Genomic DNA, 15,000 nt, shown 5'->3' on the forward strand with positions numbered 1-15,000 from the left:
AGAACGTCCGCCACCAGCGATAAGATCGCGCATCATGGGGGATACCGCCAGCGACGCAGCGCAGACCGTCCAACTCGTCCCCGACGAGAGCATCACCGACGCGATCGGCCGCGGCCACACCCTGGCCACTGCGGCCGCTGACATCATCGACAACTCGTTGGATCACAACGCCGAACGAATAGTCGTCCGGTTCGTCGTGGAGGATGATCGGCTCGTCGCAATCCGTATTCGTGACGACGGTTCCGGTATGACACCCCAGAAGCTGCTCGACGCGATGACGCTCGGAAAGCGAAGCCAGTACGGAGAAGAAGCCCTTGGGCACTTCGGGATAGGGCTCAAGGCCGCGTCCCTGAGCCAGGCGATAACACTCACCGTCTTTACCAGGAGCGCCGAAGGCCCACCGTGCGCGATGCGCATAACCCGCGGATCGTTCACAGGCCACGTGCTTGACCAGGGCGCCGCCGAGCTCGGCTATTCGTGGGACGCCCGCGGACCACTGTCGACTGGAACCGTCGTCGAATGGTCTGGTCTCGAGGCCATCAGCCACTCGCAGCTCGCGTCGGAGCGACGAAGCTGGCTAGACAGGACGATCACCGGGCTGTCGCACTCGCTCGGCCTTACTTTTCATCGTCTGATTCAACTTCGAGGCATCCGTCTGATGATTGACACTTGGGACCGAAGGGCTGGGACCGCCGGACCTCCTCGAATTGTCGAGCCGCGAGACCCGTTCCAGTTCGCCATCTCGGGAATGAACGGATATCCCGCAGTGATCGGCGCGTCGACGACGGACGGGGCACGCCTCGAGGCTGAGTGCTTCATTCTTCCCCCTCGGTCGGATTCACCATCGGCGTGGCTTCTTGGTCGCAACCCGGTGGAATGGCAAGGGCTCTACATCTACCGCCACGACCGGTTGCTGCAGGCTGGAGGATGGCTCGACGTCCGCCCCGACGACAAGCGGCTGCGACTCGCGCGTGTGCGCATTGACTTGAATAGTCCTCTCGAGCGCCATCTGCGTCTCCGCCATGAGAAGAGCGGTGTTACACCCACCCAGGAGTTCAGCGCCGCGCTCGAAGCGGCCACCAATCAGGCAGGGTTGACACTCGACGCATTTCGGTTGCATGCGCGAGAGGTTCTCCGAGCGTCGAACGTGCGCACATCCGCAGTTAAGCCGGTCGTACCGCTTGGAGTGGGTATTCCGGAGCGCGTCATTGAAACAGTCCGCGAGGAACTTGGCGAGCGCGCCGGAGATGCGATCTGCGTCGAGTGGGAGATGCTCGGAGAGGACCAGCTCTTCGAGATGCAGCTCGAACAGCGTCGCATCGCGTTCAATCTCGGCTACCGTGCGGCGCTCGGCGGAGACGAAGTCGCACTCGTTCCGACACTCGTATACCTCCTCCTAGAGAACTACTTCACCAGGGACTGGTTAAGGGATAGCACGAAGGCGCAGATCGCCGCATGGCAGAAGGTCGCGACTGCGGCCATGCTGGCCCAACTTGGCGATGATGCGTACGATCCGCTCGCCAACTGGGATGCAGAACTCGCGATCCCAGCATCAAGGACCTCCGTCGGCCCGATGCCGTCGCCGCCGTCCGTGCAGCTGCGGTGGGCTCACCTTGGGCAACGGGGTACGGGCTCGGAGCCCGGTCGCGACGACTCTGTTCTCCACTCCGACTTTGCGCCCGAGCAGCTGGAGATCGAGCTGGCCGTCAGGGCAACACAGCCGGCCGATGTGCCGCTTGTGGAAGGGAAGAATGCGGATCGCTCGGCAGACCCGCGCCATGACATGGATGCGTTCGTCGCGCCATCCGACCAACGGGCGATAGAGGGCGAACCGGCAATAGAGATGGAGTCGGAGCCAATATCGGAGTTGGTCTCGCTTGCCACGCGCCAGAAAGGGTCCGTACCCGCACCAGTACACGCGAAACCCGGGGATCGCGAGATAGTCGTTCTCTATCGGTCGGGACTTGAAATCGACGCGATCGCCAGCACGATTGGCGCCGAGCCCCACGCTGTCGCGATGAGACTCTGTGCGCTTCTCCTCGATCTCGAAGGCGCCGATGTGGACGACGAGAACCTGGCCGCGATGCATGGACAGCCCTACACTCCGCAGGATCGCGAAAAGATCCTCGAGATGTATCGAGGTGGCGCATCAGTCCGTCGGATCGCCGACCGCTTGATGCGGACGCCATTTGCGATCGGCTGGCAGCTCCTGTCGAGTCCTAAACACCCCGTCGAGGTGCCACGCGGATTGATCCGTCAGATCGATCGGGCGCTCGTCGCTTCGACCGGCACGCCAGCCAGCTTAAGTCCCTCAGATGGCGATGCCGGCTAGCATGACTAGAATGCCGCCCACCAAGAATCAGATCCGAGTGCTTGACCTCTTCGCCGGGGCGGGTGGACTCACGGCTGGTTTCCGAACGGCCTCGAGACGTTTCCGCTCAGTTCGTGCAGTTGAGCTGGATCGAGCCGCTGCGGCTTCGTATGAAGCTACGTTCGGCAAGAACGTCGTCTACGCGGGTTCAATTCAGGATTGGCTCGAATCCGAAGACGTGCCCGAGGTCGACGTTGTCGTAGGCGGCCCTCCCTGCCAGGGCTTCTCGGCGCTGGGTAAGCAAGATGTTCAGGACAGGAGGAACTTCCTCTGGAGGGAGTACGCCCAAACCGTCGTGCGCGCCAAGCCGCGCTACTTCGTGGTTGAGAACGTACCCCAGTTCGCGGCGTCGTCTCAGTACGAAGATTTCGTTGCCGCTACGGCCCTGGGAGGCGAACTGGAGGATTACGCATTCCAGTACCGAGTTCTGAACTCGGCCGACTTTGGTGCACCACAAGCGCGCAAGCGATCGGTCATCATCGGACACCTGCGCGACCTTGAGTTCCCGGGATTTCCTTCGCCAATCCGAACACCCGAAGCTTATGCAACTGTGCGAGAAGCGTTCAAGGGCATTCCGGCCGAGACGACCGGTGTGAACCTTCCGTCGAGTGATGGCGTTGAGATGGGGGGAAGGGTCTTCGAGGGCGCATACGTCCCTTCGCAGCTTCATCTGGGTCGTAACTACGCGAAACTCTCAAAGGACCGCTTCGTAGCTATTCCAGCTGGCGGTAATCGATTTGATCTGCCCGAACACTTGCTCGCTCCCTGCTGGGTGAAGCACAAATCCGGTTCGGGGGACGTCATGGGCCGTCTGCATTGGGACCGACCTTCTGTGACCATCCGGACGGAGTTCTTCAAACCGGAGAAGGGACGCTACCTGCACCCGGTTGCGAACCGCGCGATCACTCATTACGAGGCGGCCCGCCTGCAGGGTTTTCCCGAGACCCACAAGTTTGTGGGCTCGAAGACCGCAATCGCCAAGCAAATCGGAAACGCCGTTCCCATCCCGCTGGGAGCGGCAATCGCACGTCAGCTCGTTGCGCAGTTCACTGATTGATGAATGGGTCGCCGCGGAACGCCAAACTCTGTAGCAATCAGAGCTCACCTTCGAGATCATTTGAACCTGAGGCCCGAACGTCTCCGACGACGCAATCAACCCAGTTCGACTCCAAGTACCTTCGCGACGTACTCGCGAAGCCCGGGGTCACAGACGTAGACGTAAGTCCCCAAGATTCCTCGCGTAAGTAGGACTCCGTAGATGTTCTGGACAAGGGCAAGGAGATCCTCGTCCGTTGTTGGCCTTCGAAGCTGCGCGAGGTTCTCCTTGCCCTTCTTGTCACGATAGGCGACACGGTCGACGACCACTTGTCGCGTGAGCTCGTCGTAACGGAGATCTTCGCCGATGATCACACCGGCGTAGTTGAGGTCGTAGCCCTGCACAGTGTGAATCGAGCCCACCTCGTCGATCGATCCCCGGGAGTTGATCCAGTCCTTGTCTGTGCGGTTCCAGACGAACTTGTTCCCCTCGATCTCGAAGTCGAAGCCGGGCTTGTTGCCGCGGGTCTTCCAGTCCCAGGCGTAGCCAGCGACAAGTCGGGCGAGCCCTGCGTCGCGATTGCGTTCGTGGATCGCCTCCTGCAGTTCTCCGACACTCTCGAAGAACCGCAGGTCGTACTCGCCGAAGTCCGGGCGGTCCCCTGCGCGAAGTTCACCTCGAAGCAGCTGGCGGACGAAACCAACGTAGTCCGCATCCGCCCTCACACGCATCTGCCTCGCCAACGGAAACCACCGATGCGCTCGCTTTGCGTCAGCGATCTCAGCGGCGAGAGTCGCACCCGGCAGGTCAGCAGGCCGCACGCCTTGCTGCTCGTCTATGAGCAGAATCTGGTGCGTGCTCTGGGCGCGGATCCAGTCGAGCTGGGTCCTGTTGAGGTCATCTGATCCGAAGAGTCGTTCGTTGATCTCCGCGAAGTCGCGGTTGCGCATACCCGAGGATTGGTTCGCGCGGCGATTGAGACGGTGCGTCTCGTCGACAATGAGCAAGTCGAACTGCATGGACGATTTGCCGACGTCGAACGGGTTGAGAACGAGCTCCTCGCTGACCTTCGGCGTCTTCTTGAACACCTTCTTGATCGAGTCTCGGAGCGACTGTTGAGGTACGACCAATCCGACGCGAACGCTTCTCAGTAACTCGCGGTTCTCGGGGACGAAGAACTCAGAGAAGAGGGAGTCCTGCTCGATCTCCTCCATGTCTTCGTAGTCGCGAATGTCGGCCAGCAGCTTCATGAGGAAGATCGCCACAATGGTCTTGCCGGTACCCGGATTGCCCTGGATTACGCTTGACGATCGCGTGCCTGTCGCGAGGTCCGTGAGGAGTGTCTCGACGATCTGCTCGACGGCGATGGCTTGCTCTTGGGTAAGGACCTTGAAGGGCGAGAGTTTGAAGAGATCGCTGTTCTCGATCTCAGGAATGCTGCGCTGAAAGATCCCGTCCGAGCGCAGCTGCTCGAAGATGTCCCGGAAGCTTTCGCGGTATTGATCGCGCTCGTAGTACCGCGCATCGATGATCCCCTCGTTTCCGTTGAGCACTGTGAAGTGCCCGTCACCGGCGAGCCAGCGGATGAGGTGCGACTCGAGATCGAGACACGCCGACTTATTGAACGTCTCGTCTATGACGACACTCACCCGGCCGAACCCCGCCTTTGATGGATTTTGGAGGTGCTGACGCATGCGTGACACAGCACTGACCGTCTCACCGACGTAGACCGATGGAGCATCTGGGGACCCGGCGCTGTCTAGAACGTAGACGACGGGCCAGTTCGTACGCCGTTCATCACCGGACGCCCAGGCCGAGATCGCGGGTGTGGTGAAGTCGAGCCGTTCGATCTCAAAGGGCGTCATACTTCGTGCTCCGCCCTCTCGATCGATCTGCGGGGTACTTCGAGCTGGTTACGGCGAGCTTTTGCAGGACAATTTCATCCAGATCGACTCCCAGTCGAGCGGCGAGGAGTGTGCAGTAAGTGACGACGTCGGCGAGTTCCTCGCGCACGCGAACCTCGTCTGCATCGTCGCTCCACTGGAAGCACTCGAGCAGTTCGCCCGCCTCTATCGAAATGCTCTTCGCGAGGTTTGCTGGCGTATGAAACTGAGCCCAGTCGCGCTCGCGCACCAACTCCGATAAGGCTTCACGAACTCGCTCACTCGTCACGGTGAGACGGTATCGCACAGCGGCTTCCCCTGCGACAACCAACCGCCCCAGCAGCGCAGCCATGTCCGCCTCATCTCGACTGCTGCGTCAGCGGCGCTTGACGTGGTGGTCCCTTCGGGCACAGTGGGCACGCAACGCATATCCGACTGGGGCCGCGCTACGCCGATGCATCAGGCATCGCTAACGACTGTCAGGTTGGGCCGCGCTCTTCGGCCGTTCAGTTACCTAGAAGGGCAGTACCACCCGCCTTCCCTCGAGGAGCTCGCTTCTGACGTCCTTCGAAACGCGTCCCTTCGTCGACACCCCAATGCCGGGCAGTCGCTCGACTGGGCCCCAAGCGGTCCACCAATGGCGCAAGCGGATTACAGGTTCCCAGCGTTCGATCGCGCCGATTAGGAACGGGGTGTTGGTGATTGAAAGCCGCGCCAAGAGGATCACCAATTGGTCGCGGACGAGCCCTGGTCGATCAACATGAACACCTTCAAGGGGCTGACATGCCTCGAGTGCAATTCGAGTCGTGGTGATTCGAGCCAGCAAGAGCCGTCGGCCACCTTCGTCAATCAGTGCCGGGGACCCATCGATCGCGTCTAGTACGTCGTCGACCGCCATCCAGCTTATCGACCGAAGCGCGACGCGGGCGCTCTCAGAGCGCATCCGAGCGTTGAGACTAGCTGGAAGAAACGCGCCGAGTGGGGTCACAGTAAGACAAGAATGGGAGTACTCGAGCGCCGCCAAACTATCGTCCAAGGCACTGGCATCGACTGTAAGAGAGGGCTTCGTTTCGTCGGCGACGACGACTTCGAACGCCTGCGCGCGCGGCAATAGACGACGCAACACAACCAGGGCTTGAAAGCAGGGATTGACGTCGGCCTCGCCGAGTTGCTTCACGGTCGCCTTGACTAGATGGGAGTTCGTCTCGAGATGCTCAAGCACCAATCCATTCGATGCAAAGAATGACTCGGCACGCATCCACGGAGGCATGCGCATCTCATCCAGCTCTGATGGGGTCCCGATCGCTGGCCCGGCCTGCAAAGCGCGCGCGAACGTGAAAGCCGCCTCGCAACCGCGATCGAACGTGATACACAGCTCAATGGCTTCTCGGAGTTGGTCGAGGGTAAGCGTGTCACCTTCACCGCGGACTACCTGATCGACGCCATCCCATTCGAGGGTCTCGTGCGCCTGAGCGTTGCGCAGCCCTGGAAAGACGGCGCTACTGGCTATTGCACGGAGGAACTCGTTGTGCGCGATCATCAACTCTCGAACCTGGCCCAGATTCGGCGTCTTACTCGCCGAGCCTCTAGCCATGCAGATGATCGCCCATGCAGACTGCCTCACAGGTCCTTCAACCACCCTGCGATAGGCGCTCGCGAGAAGGTGGGCACGCTGCTCTTCCGAGTCTTCCGCGGCCGCCGCCGCGAGATCGGATAGCGTCCTTGTCCGACTCTGTCGCGCGACGGAATCTCTACTCCTCTGGGCATCGAGCACCTCAGCACGGATGCCGTCTCCGCCTGGCGTAAACATAACGTTGATTGCCACATGCATCGCCCAAGCGGCCAGTGGCGGGTTCGGAGAAGTGACGATCCAGCCGATCATCGCGATGGAAGCGAGAGCGTCGTTAACGGGTTTCAGGCCGAGCGACGCGAGATGAGGCACTAGGCGGCCCATGAGAGCGCCGGGTTGGTAGGCGTATCCCTCCATCACTCGCCCGGGTTTGAACTCGCCGCTCGCGTCGACCGGATCCCAATCCAATCCGAACATCGAGCGGAGTGGATGTGGGGTACCCCGAGCGCTTCTAAGCGTCTTGATAGTGGCCGGTTGCAAAGCAAAGCTCGGCACGGACGATGCGGCTCCCATTTCGATTGCATTGAGCGCAGCTCGGACCCATGCGCAGAGTTGATCCAGCACGTCCTTCGCCAGCTCACTTCCGAACGGCGCGAACCTGGCGAGTGCGGTCATTCTCTGGCGGATCGGGGTAATCGATTCGATGACCTCGCCCGTCCACTCCTGTAGTTCTACGAACGTCGCGGTCGTTGCGTTCAGCTCGGGTACTTCGGTGGGCAGTTGCTCCGCCATGCTGACGAGCGAGTGTACGAACGCGTCGCAAATCTCTGGAGTGAGCTCCAGCGTCCACCTTGACGGGAATGTGCACTGTGCGGTCTCGTCCGCCCATGCTTGCAGGTCCTTGGTCGCGCGCCGACGCGCCGCGTTCGTCAGGGGCATCTCCCAAAGCTAGTGCTCTAGATCGGCCCGGAGTGACGCCGCGGCTGCTGACCAGCGAATGATCACAGCGCCAAGCGGAGTGGCCGACCGACGACACCACCTGATCCATGGCGGGCGGAGGGGTTCGGCCCCGCTTGGTCAGCACGTTGGTGCAATGACACGCGACACGTGGAGACGTTGCCACCCCTCCGCGATTCGCCCTCGCCTGGGGCGCACGTTCAAGCCGCGCAACCGGCGGAGATCGGCACAGTCTTCCTCCGACATCCAGCCAATTCAGCGATGGGGCGCGGTGCAGTGCTCGCCATGGAACGGCTGCAAAGCGGACCGCGCCAGCGCGGATTTTGCAGCGAGTGAGCGGCGAGAACGGAGACTCGAACGATCGCTACACTCTCGGCGTCGGAGGGAGGCGCCCGCCCAACGTCAGTTGATGACGTCTTCCGTCATTTATTCACATCGCTAATCGGCATCATTGACGGCGTCCCACATGCGTTCGGCACTGGCAGGCATCCTCGACGGCGCCATCGATGATCGCCGCCTCGCGAGCAATACAGTGCGACACATCCGCAAGCTCCCTCGGAGCGGGCCAGGCAAGCGCCGCGTCTATCGCACGCACAACCAGGTTCGATCTGCCCGACATCACCACCGTGGCTGGCGACCTCACCAAGCAGGACGCGATCGACGCCGTTATCGCCGCCGCGGGAGACCGCATCGACGCCCTCGCGAACGTCGCAGGCATCAACAACGACCTTTCCCCCGCAGGCGAGACGACGGATGCCGTCTGGGACAGCGTCATCGCCATCAACCTCACCGCCCCGTTCAAGCTCATGCGCGCGGTGCTGCCGATCATGGAGAAAGCCGGCCGCGGCTCGATCCTCACCCCGAGTCGCCTTTCGAGCTCCGCAGTCGTAGACTTCTCGATAAGTAGACGCACCGTTGCGAAACCCAAGCCTCAAGGAGCTCAACCATGGCCCTCACAGCACACTCCACCATCGGCGACTGGATGAACGACCCGACGGGCGGGCCGCTCATCCGTGGACTCTTCGAGCAGACGGGCGCCGACCCCGAGCTCCTCACCCCCGTGCTCGGACTCCCGCTGCAGCAGCTCGTCGCGATGAGCCAGGGCCAGCTTCCGCAGTCGGTCGTCGATGACCTGGTGCGCGCGGCCAACGGCGGTGAGATCCCCGAGGGCGACGAGTCGGAGGGCTGGACAGAGAAGCCCACGACCGGTCGTTTCGCTGGCAAGACCGTGGTCGTCACGGGCGCAGCATCCGGAATCGGCAAGGCCACCGCATCCCGCATCGCCCGTGAAGGCGGACGCGTCATCGCCTCTGACATCGCCGCCGAGAAGCTCGACGCCCTGAAGGCCGAGCTGCCGGATGCCGACATCACCACCGTCGCCGGAGACCTCACCACGCAGGACGCGATCGACGCCGTCATCGCCGCCGCGGGCGGCCGCATCGACGCCCTCGCGAACGTCGCCGGCATCAACGACGACTTCTCCCCCGCCGGCGAGACGACGGATGCCGTCTGGGACCGTGTCATCGCCATCAACCTCACCGCCCCGTTCAAGCTCATGCGCGCGGTGCTGCCGATCATGGAGAAGGCCGGCCGCGGCTCGATCCTCAACGTCTCGAGCGAAGCGGGCCTGCGCGGCAACTCGTCGGGCAACGCCTACACGGCCAGCAAGCACGGCATCATCGGCGTCACGAAGTCCGCGGCGTTCATGTACGGGCCGAAGGGCATCCGCGTGAACTCCGTCGCTCCGGGCGGCGTCGCCACCGGCATCCCGATGCCCCCGAACATGTCGGAGTACGGCTCCGGCCGCCTGGCCCCGTTCCAGCAGGCGATCCCGACGGTCGCGACCGCCGAGCACCTCGCGGCGTCGATCACGTTCCTGCTGTCGGACGACGCTGTGAACATTAACGGTGCCGTGCTGGCATCCGATGGTGGATGGTCGGTGCAGTAAGCGTCAGTCTTGGAGGCCGGCACGGCGACCGTGCCGGTCTTCGAACTCGCCGATCGCTCGACGCGCCTTGCGCAGCTCGAAGATCCCGACGCCCACTCCGGCGCCGAAGACGACGAGGCTGATCCATCGATAGACCGCGCTCGGATCCAGCATGATCGCGACGCCCCATCCTGCAACCAGGACAGCCGAGAACACGATCGTGTAGAGCGCGAAGTTCTTGCGGCGCTGCAATGCGATGCGCTGCTGAATCAGGGAGGGCTCGCTCATGAGGCGAGCCTAGACCGCCGCAAAGTCGGCATGCCCTGAGCGGATGACAGACTGACCCCGTGCCCGAGCGTCCCGAGATCGTCTGCATCTGCGGCTCCATGCGGTTCGCCGAGGAGATGCGCGCAGTGAGCCAATCCTTGACGCTCGCAGGCGTCATCGTGCTCATGCCCGCCGAGGTAGACACCCCGATCACCGACGAGCAGAAGGCGGCTCTCGGCGAGCTGCACCTGAGCAAGATCGACGTGGCCGATCGTGTCGTGGTGGTGAACCGCGGCGAGCACTTCGGCGAGTCCACGACGCCGGAGATCGACTACGCGCGCGCCGCGGGCAAGACCGTCACCTTCGTCGGCCCTGCCTACGGCGAGGCGTAGACCTCACATCTCCCCCGCCTAAAGTGACCCTCATGAAGAAGCTCCCCGCGCTCGCGACGCTCGCCGTCGGCATCCTGCTCCTCTCCGGATGCTCGCAGGCCTCGACGATCGCCGCCTGCGGCCAGGTCGCCGCCCAGGCCGCGCAGGTGACCGGTGTGATCGGCAGCGTCAGCTCACCGACCCCCGAGGCCGCGCAGGCAGCGCTCGACGGGGTCAAGAACGTCGCCGAGAACATCCGCGGTGTCGACGGACCCGAGGAGTTCGTCGCCCTCCGCGACTCGTGGACGACGAGCATCGACGCCTTCGCCGCCGAGGGCGAGAAGGCCATCGCGGGCGACATCGCGGGCCTGGATGCGGCGACGACGGAGATGCGCGCGGCGACCGACGCGATGCTCGCCTACTGCACCCCGTAGCTATCGCCACTCGTCGCGTTGAACGCTCATCGCGATCTCGAAGCTGTCGCCGATCACGCGAGCGCCGTCGAATATCGGGTCTTCATCGAGCGTCTCGATAACGCGGGGATCGCTCGTGACGGCAGCGGTTCCGCTGTCACGGGCCTCGCGCGACGGCCAGGTCGTCACCGTGACCACGACGGACTCCTCGGCGTTCGCTCCTGCGAGGTCGGCGATGCTCTTCAGCTCGCCCGGCTCATACGACGTCCCATCTGCGTGATAGTCACCCGGGTCGGCCGAGTCGCTCGACTGCCAGTAGTCCACGACGCTGATCGCACCGTGATCGCGGTAGACCTCCGCCATCCGCTTCGAGAAGTCCAGGTATGCGGCCTTGCGTTCCGTCGGCACCGGAACGACGGTGATGTCAGCGATGACCATGCTCAGCTCCAGTCCTCAGCGGCGAGTGTCCGTCGCCAGGGTATCCAGCGCCGGCCTCAGCCAACCAGAGGGTCCTACTGAGCGATGCCTCGCAGCAGCCGCGTCACCGTCTCCTCGACACGCTCGCCACTCAAGGGCTGACCGATCAGAGCTGCGTACGATGCCATGGCGATGAGCTGGTCGGCGATGGCGTCAGCATCCACGTCGGCCCGGATCTCATCCGCCGCCTGTCCGCGTGCGATCCGTTCGGCGACCCACGAGCGGATCGGCGCCGCGAGACGCTCGTTGAGCGCAAGCCCGAGTTCGTGGTCGGTGGCGGTCACCGCGATCAGCGCCCGGGCGAGTGCGACACCCTCGGGCCGTGCGAGTCCGGCGGACATCGCGGAGAACCAGGCGTGCAGATCGGCTCGGATGTCGTCGGTCATCGCGACGGCAGGGTCGGCTCCGGGCAGGTCTCCTTCGAGCAGCGCCTCGCCGAGGATTGCCGCCTTCGAGGGCCACCAGCGGTAGATCGTCTGCTTCGAGACCGCTGCGGTCTCAGCGAGTCCCTCGATGGTCACCGCTTCGTAGGTGCCGGCGATGACGGCCGCGCGCATCGCCTCGAGCACAGACTGGCGCGCGGCTTCACTTCGGGGACGAGGCACCTGAACAGGTTACTGAGGTGGGCGGGTGCCGCAGACCCGCGCAAGACTCCAAGGCCTAGGAACTGCCCGGCGATAGAGTCGCCGCATGGGGGACGTCTCTGAAGAACCGCGCGCTGATTGCCCGGTCGCACCAAGGAGAAAGACGCGCATACCGACCCTCGGCCTCACCCTCTTCGGCCTCGGTCTCTTCACTACGGTGATGGCGGCGACGCAGGCGGTTGCGGTGGTCAGCCACCTGCCTGATTCGCAAGCCAGCATCGGATGGATCATCTGGCTCATGATGATTCCGTCGGTCGTGACCGGCATCATCTCGGGCCTCACCGCAGCATTCGGTGCGTTCGTCGAGAGGTTCACGGCGCCGAGCTACTTCGACGCAGCGAAGGTCAACCGAAGTATGGCCATCGGAGCAGGTATCGGCGGATCCCTGGGCAGCATCCTCCTGCTGATCTACCTGAGCATCGTCTATCGGGACGGCGCCGGTCTCTGGATTCTCGTGCTGGGATCCGTGGCGATCTTCGGTGCCTTCGCAGGCTTCACTGCACTGGTGACGCGGCGGGGAGCCGGCAGATATCTCCGCGATCAGGCCGAGCGCAATGGCCGATAGGTGTGCGCGACCGCCCCCGACCCGAACTCCCGTCGCTCGACGAGCTCGAGCCGGGTGCGCTCGCTCAGTCCGTCGAGGAGTCTCGGCCCATGCCCCGCGATGACCGGATGCACGACGAACGTGTACTCGTCGATCAGCCCCAACTCGGCCAATCGCAACGGAAGTGTCACGCCACCCACCGATATCCCCTGGCCGGGCTGCTGCTTGAGCCGCTGGACCATCTCAGCTAGGTCGCCTCGGATGAGCTCGGCGTTCCAGTCGACCGAATCCAGGGTGCTCGACACGACATTCTTCGGCACCCGGTCGATGGCCTCCGCGAACGGGATCTCCCACTCTTCCATCCATTCGGGCCACGCACCGGATGCCGGGCGCCGCCACGCGCCTTCCATCATCTCGTAGGTCGTTCGGCCGTAGATGACGGCATCCGCTCGCCGCATCTCGGCGGTCCAGAAGCCCATCAGCTCCTCGTCGGGAGCGACTCCCGCCTCATGATGGACGCAGCCGTCGAGCGTGACGTTGATCGAGTAGCGCAATGCTCTCATCTCGCCGATCTCCTTCGATGCGGGCGGTGCACGATGGTGCGGGATGAGACCCAGGGTACTGGCGCGCGAGCACGGGAGCCCCTCAGTTCTAGTTCTCGTCGAGTTCACCCGAACGCGGGCGGCGCGACAGCGCGAAGACGACCCGTTGCCCGAAGGACTGTCCCCGCATAGCCGGATCAGTCCCGAGCGACGCAGCAGCGGTGAGAATGGCGGTTCCCGATGCGACGATCGCGAAGATCGGCCCTGTCCACGGAGCACTCGTTCCGAGCATGAAGCCTGCGACCACCGCTACCCCGACAAGCAAGAGCCCCGCGCCACGGAGAGCCGACCGACGTCTGCTGCCCGAAGCGATTGCGAACACGAAGCCGACACCCATCGCTTGCGCCGCAGTGAGCATGTAGACCAAGATCTCGACACCTTCGATTGCCATGAGGTTCTCTCCGGCATCAGCACGAGAGCCGGAAGATCACACCGGGAACTGGGGCAGCCGTGAAGAACAGGCAGGTCCTTGCAGGACTGTCCCCTTGCGCAAGGTTCGCCTGAAGAATGATGTACGACCCAAATGCAGAGCAAGCGATACTGACCTGCCTCGCAAACACTGCGCACATACCAAGGGCAGCGGCGTAGTCGCGCACACGCGAGGTCTCGGCACGGGTGAGCTTCATTCCCCAGATCGGGCCATACCACTGCCAGCTCGGATCCGCCACGACGGGGTAGGCGGTGGACTCGTCCGGAACCACGACCTGGAAGAGCTCGTCTCCGCGAATCTCGTAACGCGTTTCTACCGCATTCCCATTGGCGTCCGTCGCCCAGGGCGCCGCCACCGGCACGTAGTCACCGTCCTCGCTCACGAAGATCACCTCGCCGGAATCGCTGCGGTACGGCTGATAGCCCGCCATCCGATAGCCGAACTCGTGCGCACTCAAAGCACTGCCGATGACGGTCTGAATCCGGGTCGAACCGTCGTCAAGCGTCTGCACAGCGATAGCGTCGCCAGAATCGTCGGTAGCGGCGAAGACGACCGTCCCATCGTCGGCTACCACACCGCCTTTAACGTCTATTTCGTCGGGCAGTTCTATGGTCGCCGTTGTCGTCCCGCTGCCATTCGACGAGGTCACGGTGACTTCTTCGTCTGGGGACATGGGCACGGTGGATTGCACATCCCCCGCTTCTGTGGTCAATCCACCTGCGACGAGATCCCCTGGTTCGGATAGCTCGGTTACTGGAGCCGCCTCCTGAATCAATGAAGCGATCGCGTCCGCGTCGTCCGCTGTTTCCTCCGCATGTGCAGGCGACACCATGGTCACGGTCAGCGCAACTATCGCGGCTAGCGAGCTCCAGACATGCAGTCTGCCGTGCGTGGAGTCGTGCGCTGAGAACCGTGCTTGTTTCTTCATTTCTGTTCCAATCCGCCGCATATGTCTTCTTTCGAGCAACAAAAGCACACATACGAGTGCACATTGGTATGAAGCGTGACGTGCAAACGTGGGCAAGTGAAGGGGAGCGGGCTGGATCAGAGAGGAGGGTCAAAGGCTGGGATGACGCCCTTGCCGACGAATATGGTTGGCACATGAACCCCGCCCAGCCTCGCGTCATCTCCGTTCGGAGCGGTCGCGTTCGTCCCAGCGGGTCATGGCTGTACGTGTGGCTCGACTCCGCCACGGGGGAAATCGTTCACGTGGGTGGCACGGGGTCCGATCCGGAATTGCGGGCGTATCTGCACCTGACGAGCGATGACCCCCAGTTCGGACAGGTGCGGGCCACCGTTCCTCGATCCGGTGAGCGCGACTTCGACATCCTGGCCTTCGAGTTGGCTCACGCAATCGACCGCCAACCCGCGAGGGACGCTCTGATCTCGCGCTTGTCGAATGAGGGTGACGACGAGGAGCTGACTGACGAGTTGCGCGAAGTCATCGATCCGATGGTGCAGGCAGTATCAGATCACAGCGCAACCCTGTCTTCAGCGAACGAGTAACC

17 protein-coding genes are annotated in these 15,000 nt (G+C 63.1%); 8 read left to right on the forward strand and 9 right to left on the reverse strand.

The window, feature by feature from the left end:
- Nucleotides 1-34 precede the first annotated feature (34 nt).
- Together ACZZZQ_RS06365 and ACZZZQ_RS06370 are read left to right on the forward strand one after the other, a co-directional pair.
- Nucleotides 35-2,332 carry an ATP-binding protein gene (locus ACZZZQ_RS06365; protein ID WP_463507147.1) on the forward strand — a complete coding sequence of 766 codons (2,298 nt, stop codon included), beginning with the start codon at nt 35-37 and terminating at the stop codon, nt 2,330-2,332.
- A gap of 10 nt (nt 2,333-2,342) precedes the next feature.
- Entirely contained in the window at nt 2,343-3,428 is a 1,086-nt protein-coding gene (locus ACZZZQ_RS06370) for a DNA cytosine methyltransferase (RefSeq protein ID WP_463507148.1), read from the forward strand.
- A gap of 95 nt (nt 3,429-3,523) precedes the next feature.
- Here ACZZZQ_RS06370 and ACZZZQ_RS06375 read toward each other — a convergent pair whose 3' ends face one another.
- The 3 genes from ACZZZQ_RS06375 to ACZZZQ_RS06385 all read right to left on the reverse strand — a co-directional run bounded on the left by ACZZZQ_RS06375 (nt 3,524) and on the right by ACZZZQ_RS06385 (nt 7,799).
- Nucleotides 3,524-5,272, reverse strand: coding sequence for a DNA/RNA helicase domain-containing protein (locus ACZZZQ_RS06375; protein WP_463507149.1), 1,749 nt, complete (start codon nt 5,270-5,272; stop codon nt 3,524-3,526).
- Nucleotides 5,259-5,579 (reverse strand): nucleotide pyrophosphohydrolase, encoded by a 321-nt coding sequence (locus ACZZZQ_RS06380; protein WP_463508089.1) that lies wholly within the window; start codon nt 5,577-5,579, stop codon nt 5,259-5,261. The genes ACZZZQ_RS06375 and ACZZZQ_RS06380 overlap by 14 nt, the downstream gene beginning before the upstream one ends.
- Nucleotides 5,580-5,804: 225 nt before the next feature.
- A complete protein-coding gene (locus ACZZZQ_RS06385) occupies nt 5,805-7,799 on the reverse strand; it encodes a hypothetical protein (protein WP_463507150.1) in 1,995 nt (664 codons plus the stop codon).
- A gap of 524 nt (nt 7,800-8,323) precedes the next feature.
- On the opposite strand from ACZZZQ_RS06385, the gene ACZZZQ_RS06390 reads away from it, so the two are divergent.
- Together ACZZZQ_RS06390 and ACZZZQ_RS06395 are read left to right on the forward strand one after the other, a co-directional pair.
- On the forward strand, nt 8,324-8,803 hold the full coding sequence (locus tag ACZZZQ_RS06390) for an SDR family NAD(P)-dependent oxidoreductase (RefSeq protein WP_463507151.1): 480 nt from the start codon (nt 8,324-8,326) through the stop codon (nt 8,801-8,803).
- On the forward strand, nt 8,764-9,765 hold the full coding sequence (locus ACZZZQ_RS06395) for an SDR family NAD(P)-dependent oxidoreductase (protein ID WP_463507152.1): 1,002 nt from the start codon (nt 8,764-8,766) through the stop codon (nt 9,763-9,765). The genes ACZZZQ_RS06390 and ACZZZQ_RS06395 overlap by 40 nt, the downstream gene beginning before the upstream one ends.
- Nucleotides 9,766-9,768: 3 nt before the next feature.
- Here ACZZZQ_RS06395 and ACZZZQ_RS06400 read toward each other — a convergent pair whose 3' ends face one another.
- Nucleotides 9,769-10,032: a hypothetical protein gene (locus ACZZZQ_RS06400; protein ID WP_447647239.1), complete on the reverse strand. Its 264-nt coding sequence runs from the start codon at nt 10,030-10,032 to the stop codon at nt 9,769-9,771.
- 59 nt (nt 10,033-10,091) lie between these two features.
- Here ACZZZQ_RS06400 and ACZZZQ_RS06405 point away from each other — a divergent pair, with 59 nt between their 5' ends.
- Entirely contained in the window at nt 10,092-10,403 is a 312-nt protein-coding gene (locus tag ACZZZQ_RS06405) for a hypothetical protein (RefSeq protein ID WP_463507153.1), read from the forward strand.
- A 32-nt stretch (nt 10,404-10,435) separates the two neighbouring features.
- Complete coding sequence (locus ACZZZQ_RS06410) at nt 10,436-10,816, forward strand: hypothetical protein (protein WP_463507154.1); 381 nt, start codon at nt 10,436-10,438, stop codon at nt 10,814-10,816.
- Here the strand turns inward: ACZZZQ_RS06410 and ACZZZQ_RS06415 are convergent, their stop codons facing one another.
- Together ACZZZQ_RS06415 and ACZZZQ_RS06420 are read right to left on the reverse strand one after the other, a co-directional pair.
- Complete coding sequence (locus ACZZZQ_RS06415; RefSeq protein ID WP_463507155.1) at nt 10,817-11,233, reverse strand: DUF1428 domain-containing protein; 417 nt, start codon at nt 11,231-11,233, stop codon at nt 10,817-10,819.
- Nucleotides 11,234-11,307: 74 nt separating this feature from the next.
- Nucleotides 11,308-11,877 carry a TetR/AcrR family transcriptional regulator gene (locus ACZZZQ_RS06420; RefSeq protein WP_463507156.1) on the reverse strand — a complete coding sequence of 190 codons (570 nt, stop codon included), beginning with the start codon at nt 11,875-11,877 and terminating at the stop codon, nt 11,308-11,310.
- Between the two features lie 85 nt (nt 11,878-11,962).
- Between ACZZZQ_RS06420 and ACZZZQ_RS06425 the strand changes: the two genes are divergently transcribed.
- Nucleotides 11,963-12,481 (forward strand): hypothetical protein, encoded by a 519-nt coding sequence (locus tag ACZZZQ_RS06425; RefSeq protein WP_463507157.1) that lies wholly within the window; start codon nt 11,963-11,965, stop codon nt 12,479-12,481.
- Here the strand turns inward: ACZZZQ_RS06425 and ACZZZQ_RS06430 are convergent.
- From ACZZZQ_RS06430 to ACZZZQ_RS06440, 3 genes are all read right to left on the reverse strand, one after another.
- Nucleotides 12,457-13,023 carry a dihydrofolate reductase family protein gene (locus ACZZZQ_RS06430; protein WP_463507158.1) on the reverse strand — a complete coding sequence of 189 codons (567 nt, stop codon included), beginning with the start codon at nt 13,021-13,023 and terminating at the stop codon, nt 12,457-12,459. The two genes, ACZZZQ_RS06425 and ACZZZQ_RS06430, sit on opposite strands and share 25 nt — an antisense overlap.
- A gap of 88 nt (nt 13,024-13,111) precedes the next feature.
- Entirely contained in the window at nt 13,112-13,453 is a 342-nt protein-coding gene (locus ACZZZQ_RS06435) for a hypothetical protein (RefSeq protein WP_463507159.1), read from the reverse strand.
- Nucleotides 13,454-13,469: 16 nt separating this feature from the next.
- Complete coding sequence (locus ACZZZQ_RS06440; RefSeq protein ID WP_463507160.1) at nt 13,470-14,420, reverse strand: hypothetical protein; 951 nt, start codon at nt 14,418-14,420, stop codon at nt 13,470-13,472.
- A 173-nt stretch (nt 14,421-14,593) separates the two neighbouring features.
- Here ACZZZQ_RS06440 and ACZZZQ_RS06445 point away from each other — a divergent pair, with 173 nt between their 5' ends.
- The gene (locus tag ACZZZQ_RS06445) at nt 14,594-14,998 is read left to right on the forward strand and encodes a hypothetical protein (protein WP_463507161.1); all 405 of its coding nucleotides are present in this window, start codon (nt 14,594-14,596) and stop codon (nt 14,996-14,998) included.
- Nucleotides 14,999-15,000 lie beyond the last annotated feature (2 nt).

It is taken from the genome of Microbacterium sp. AC132, from assembly GCF_979258525.1.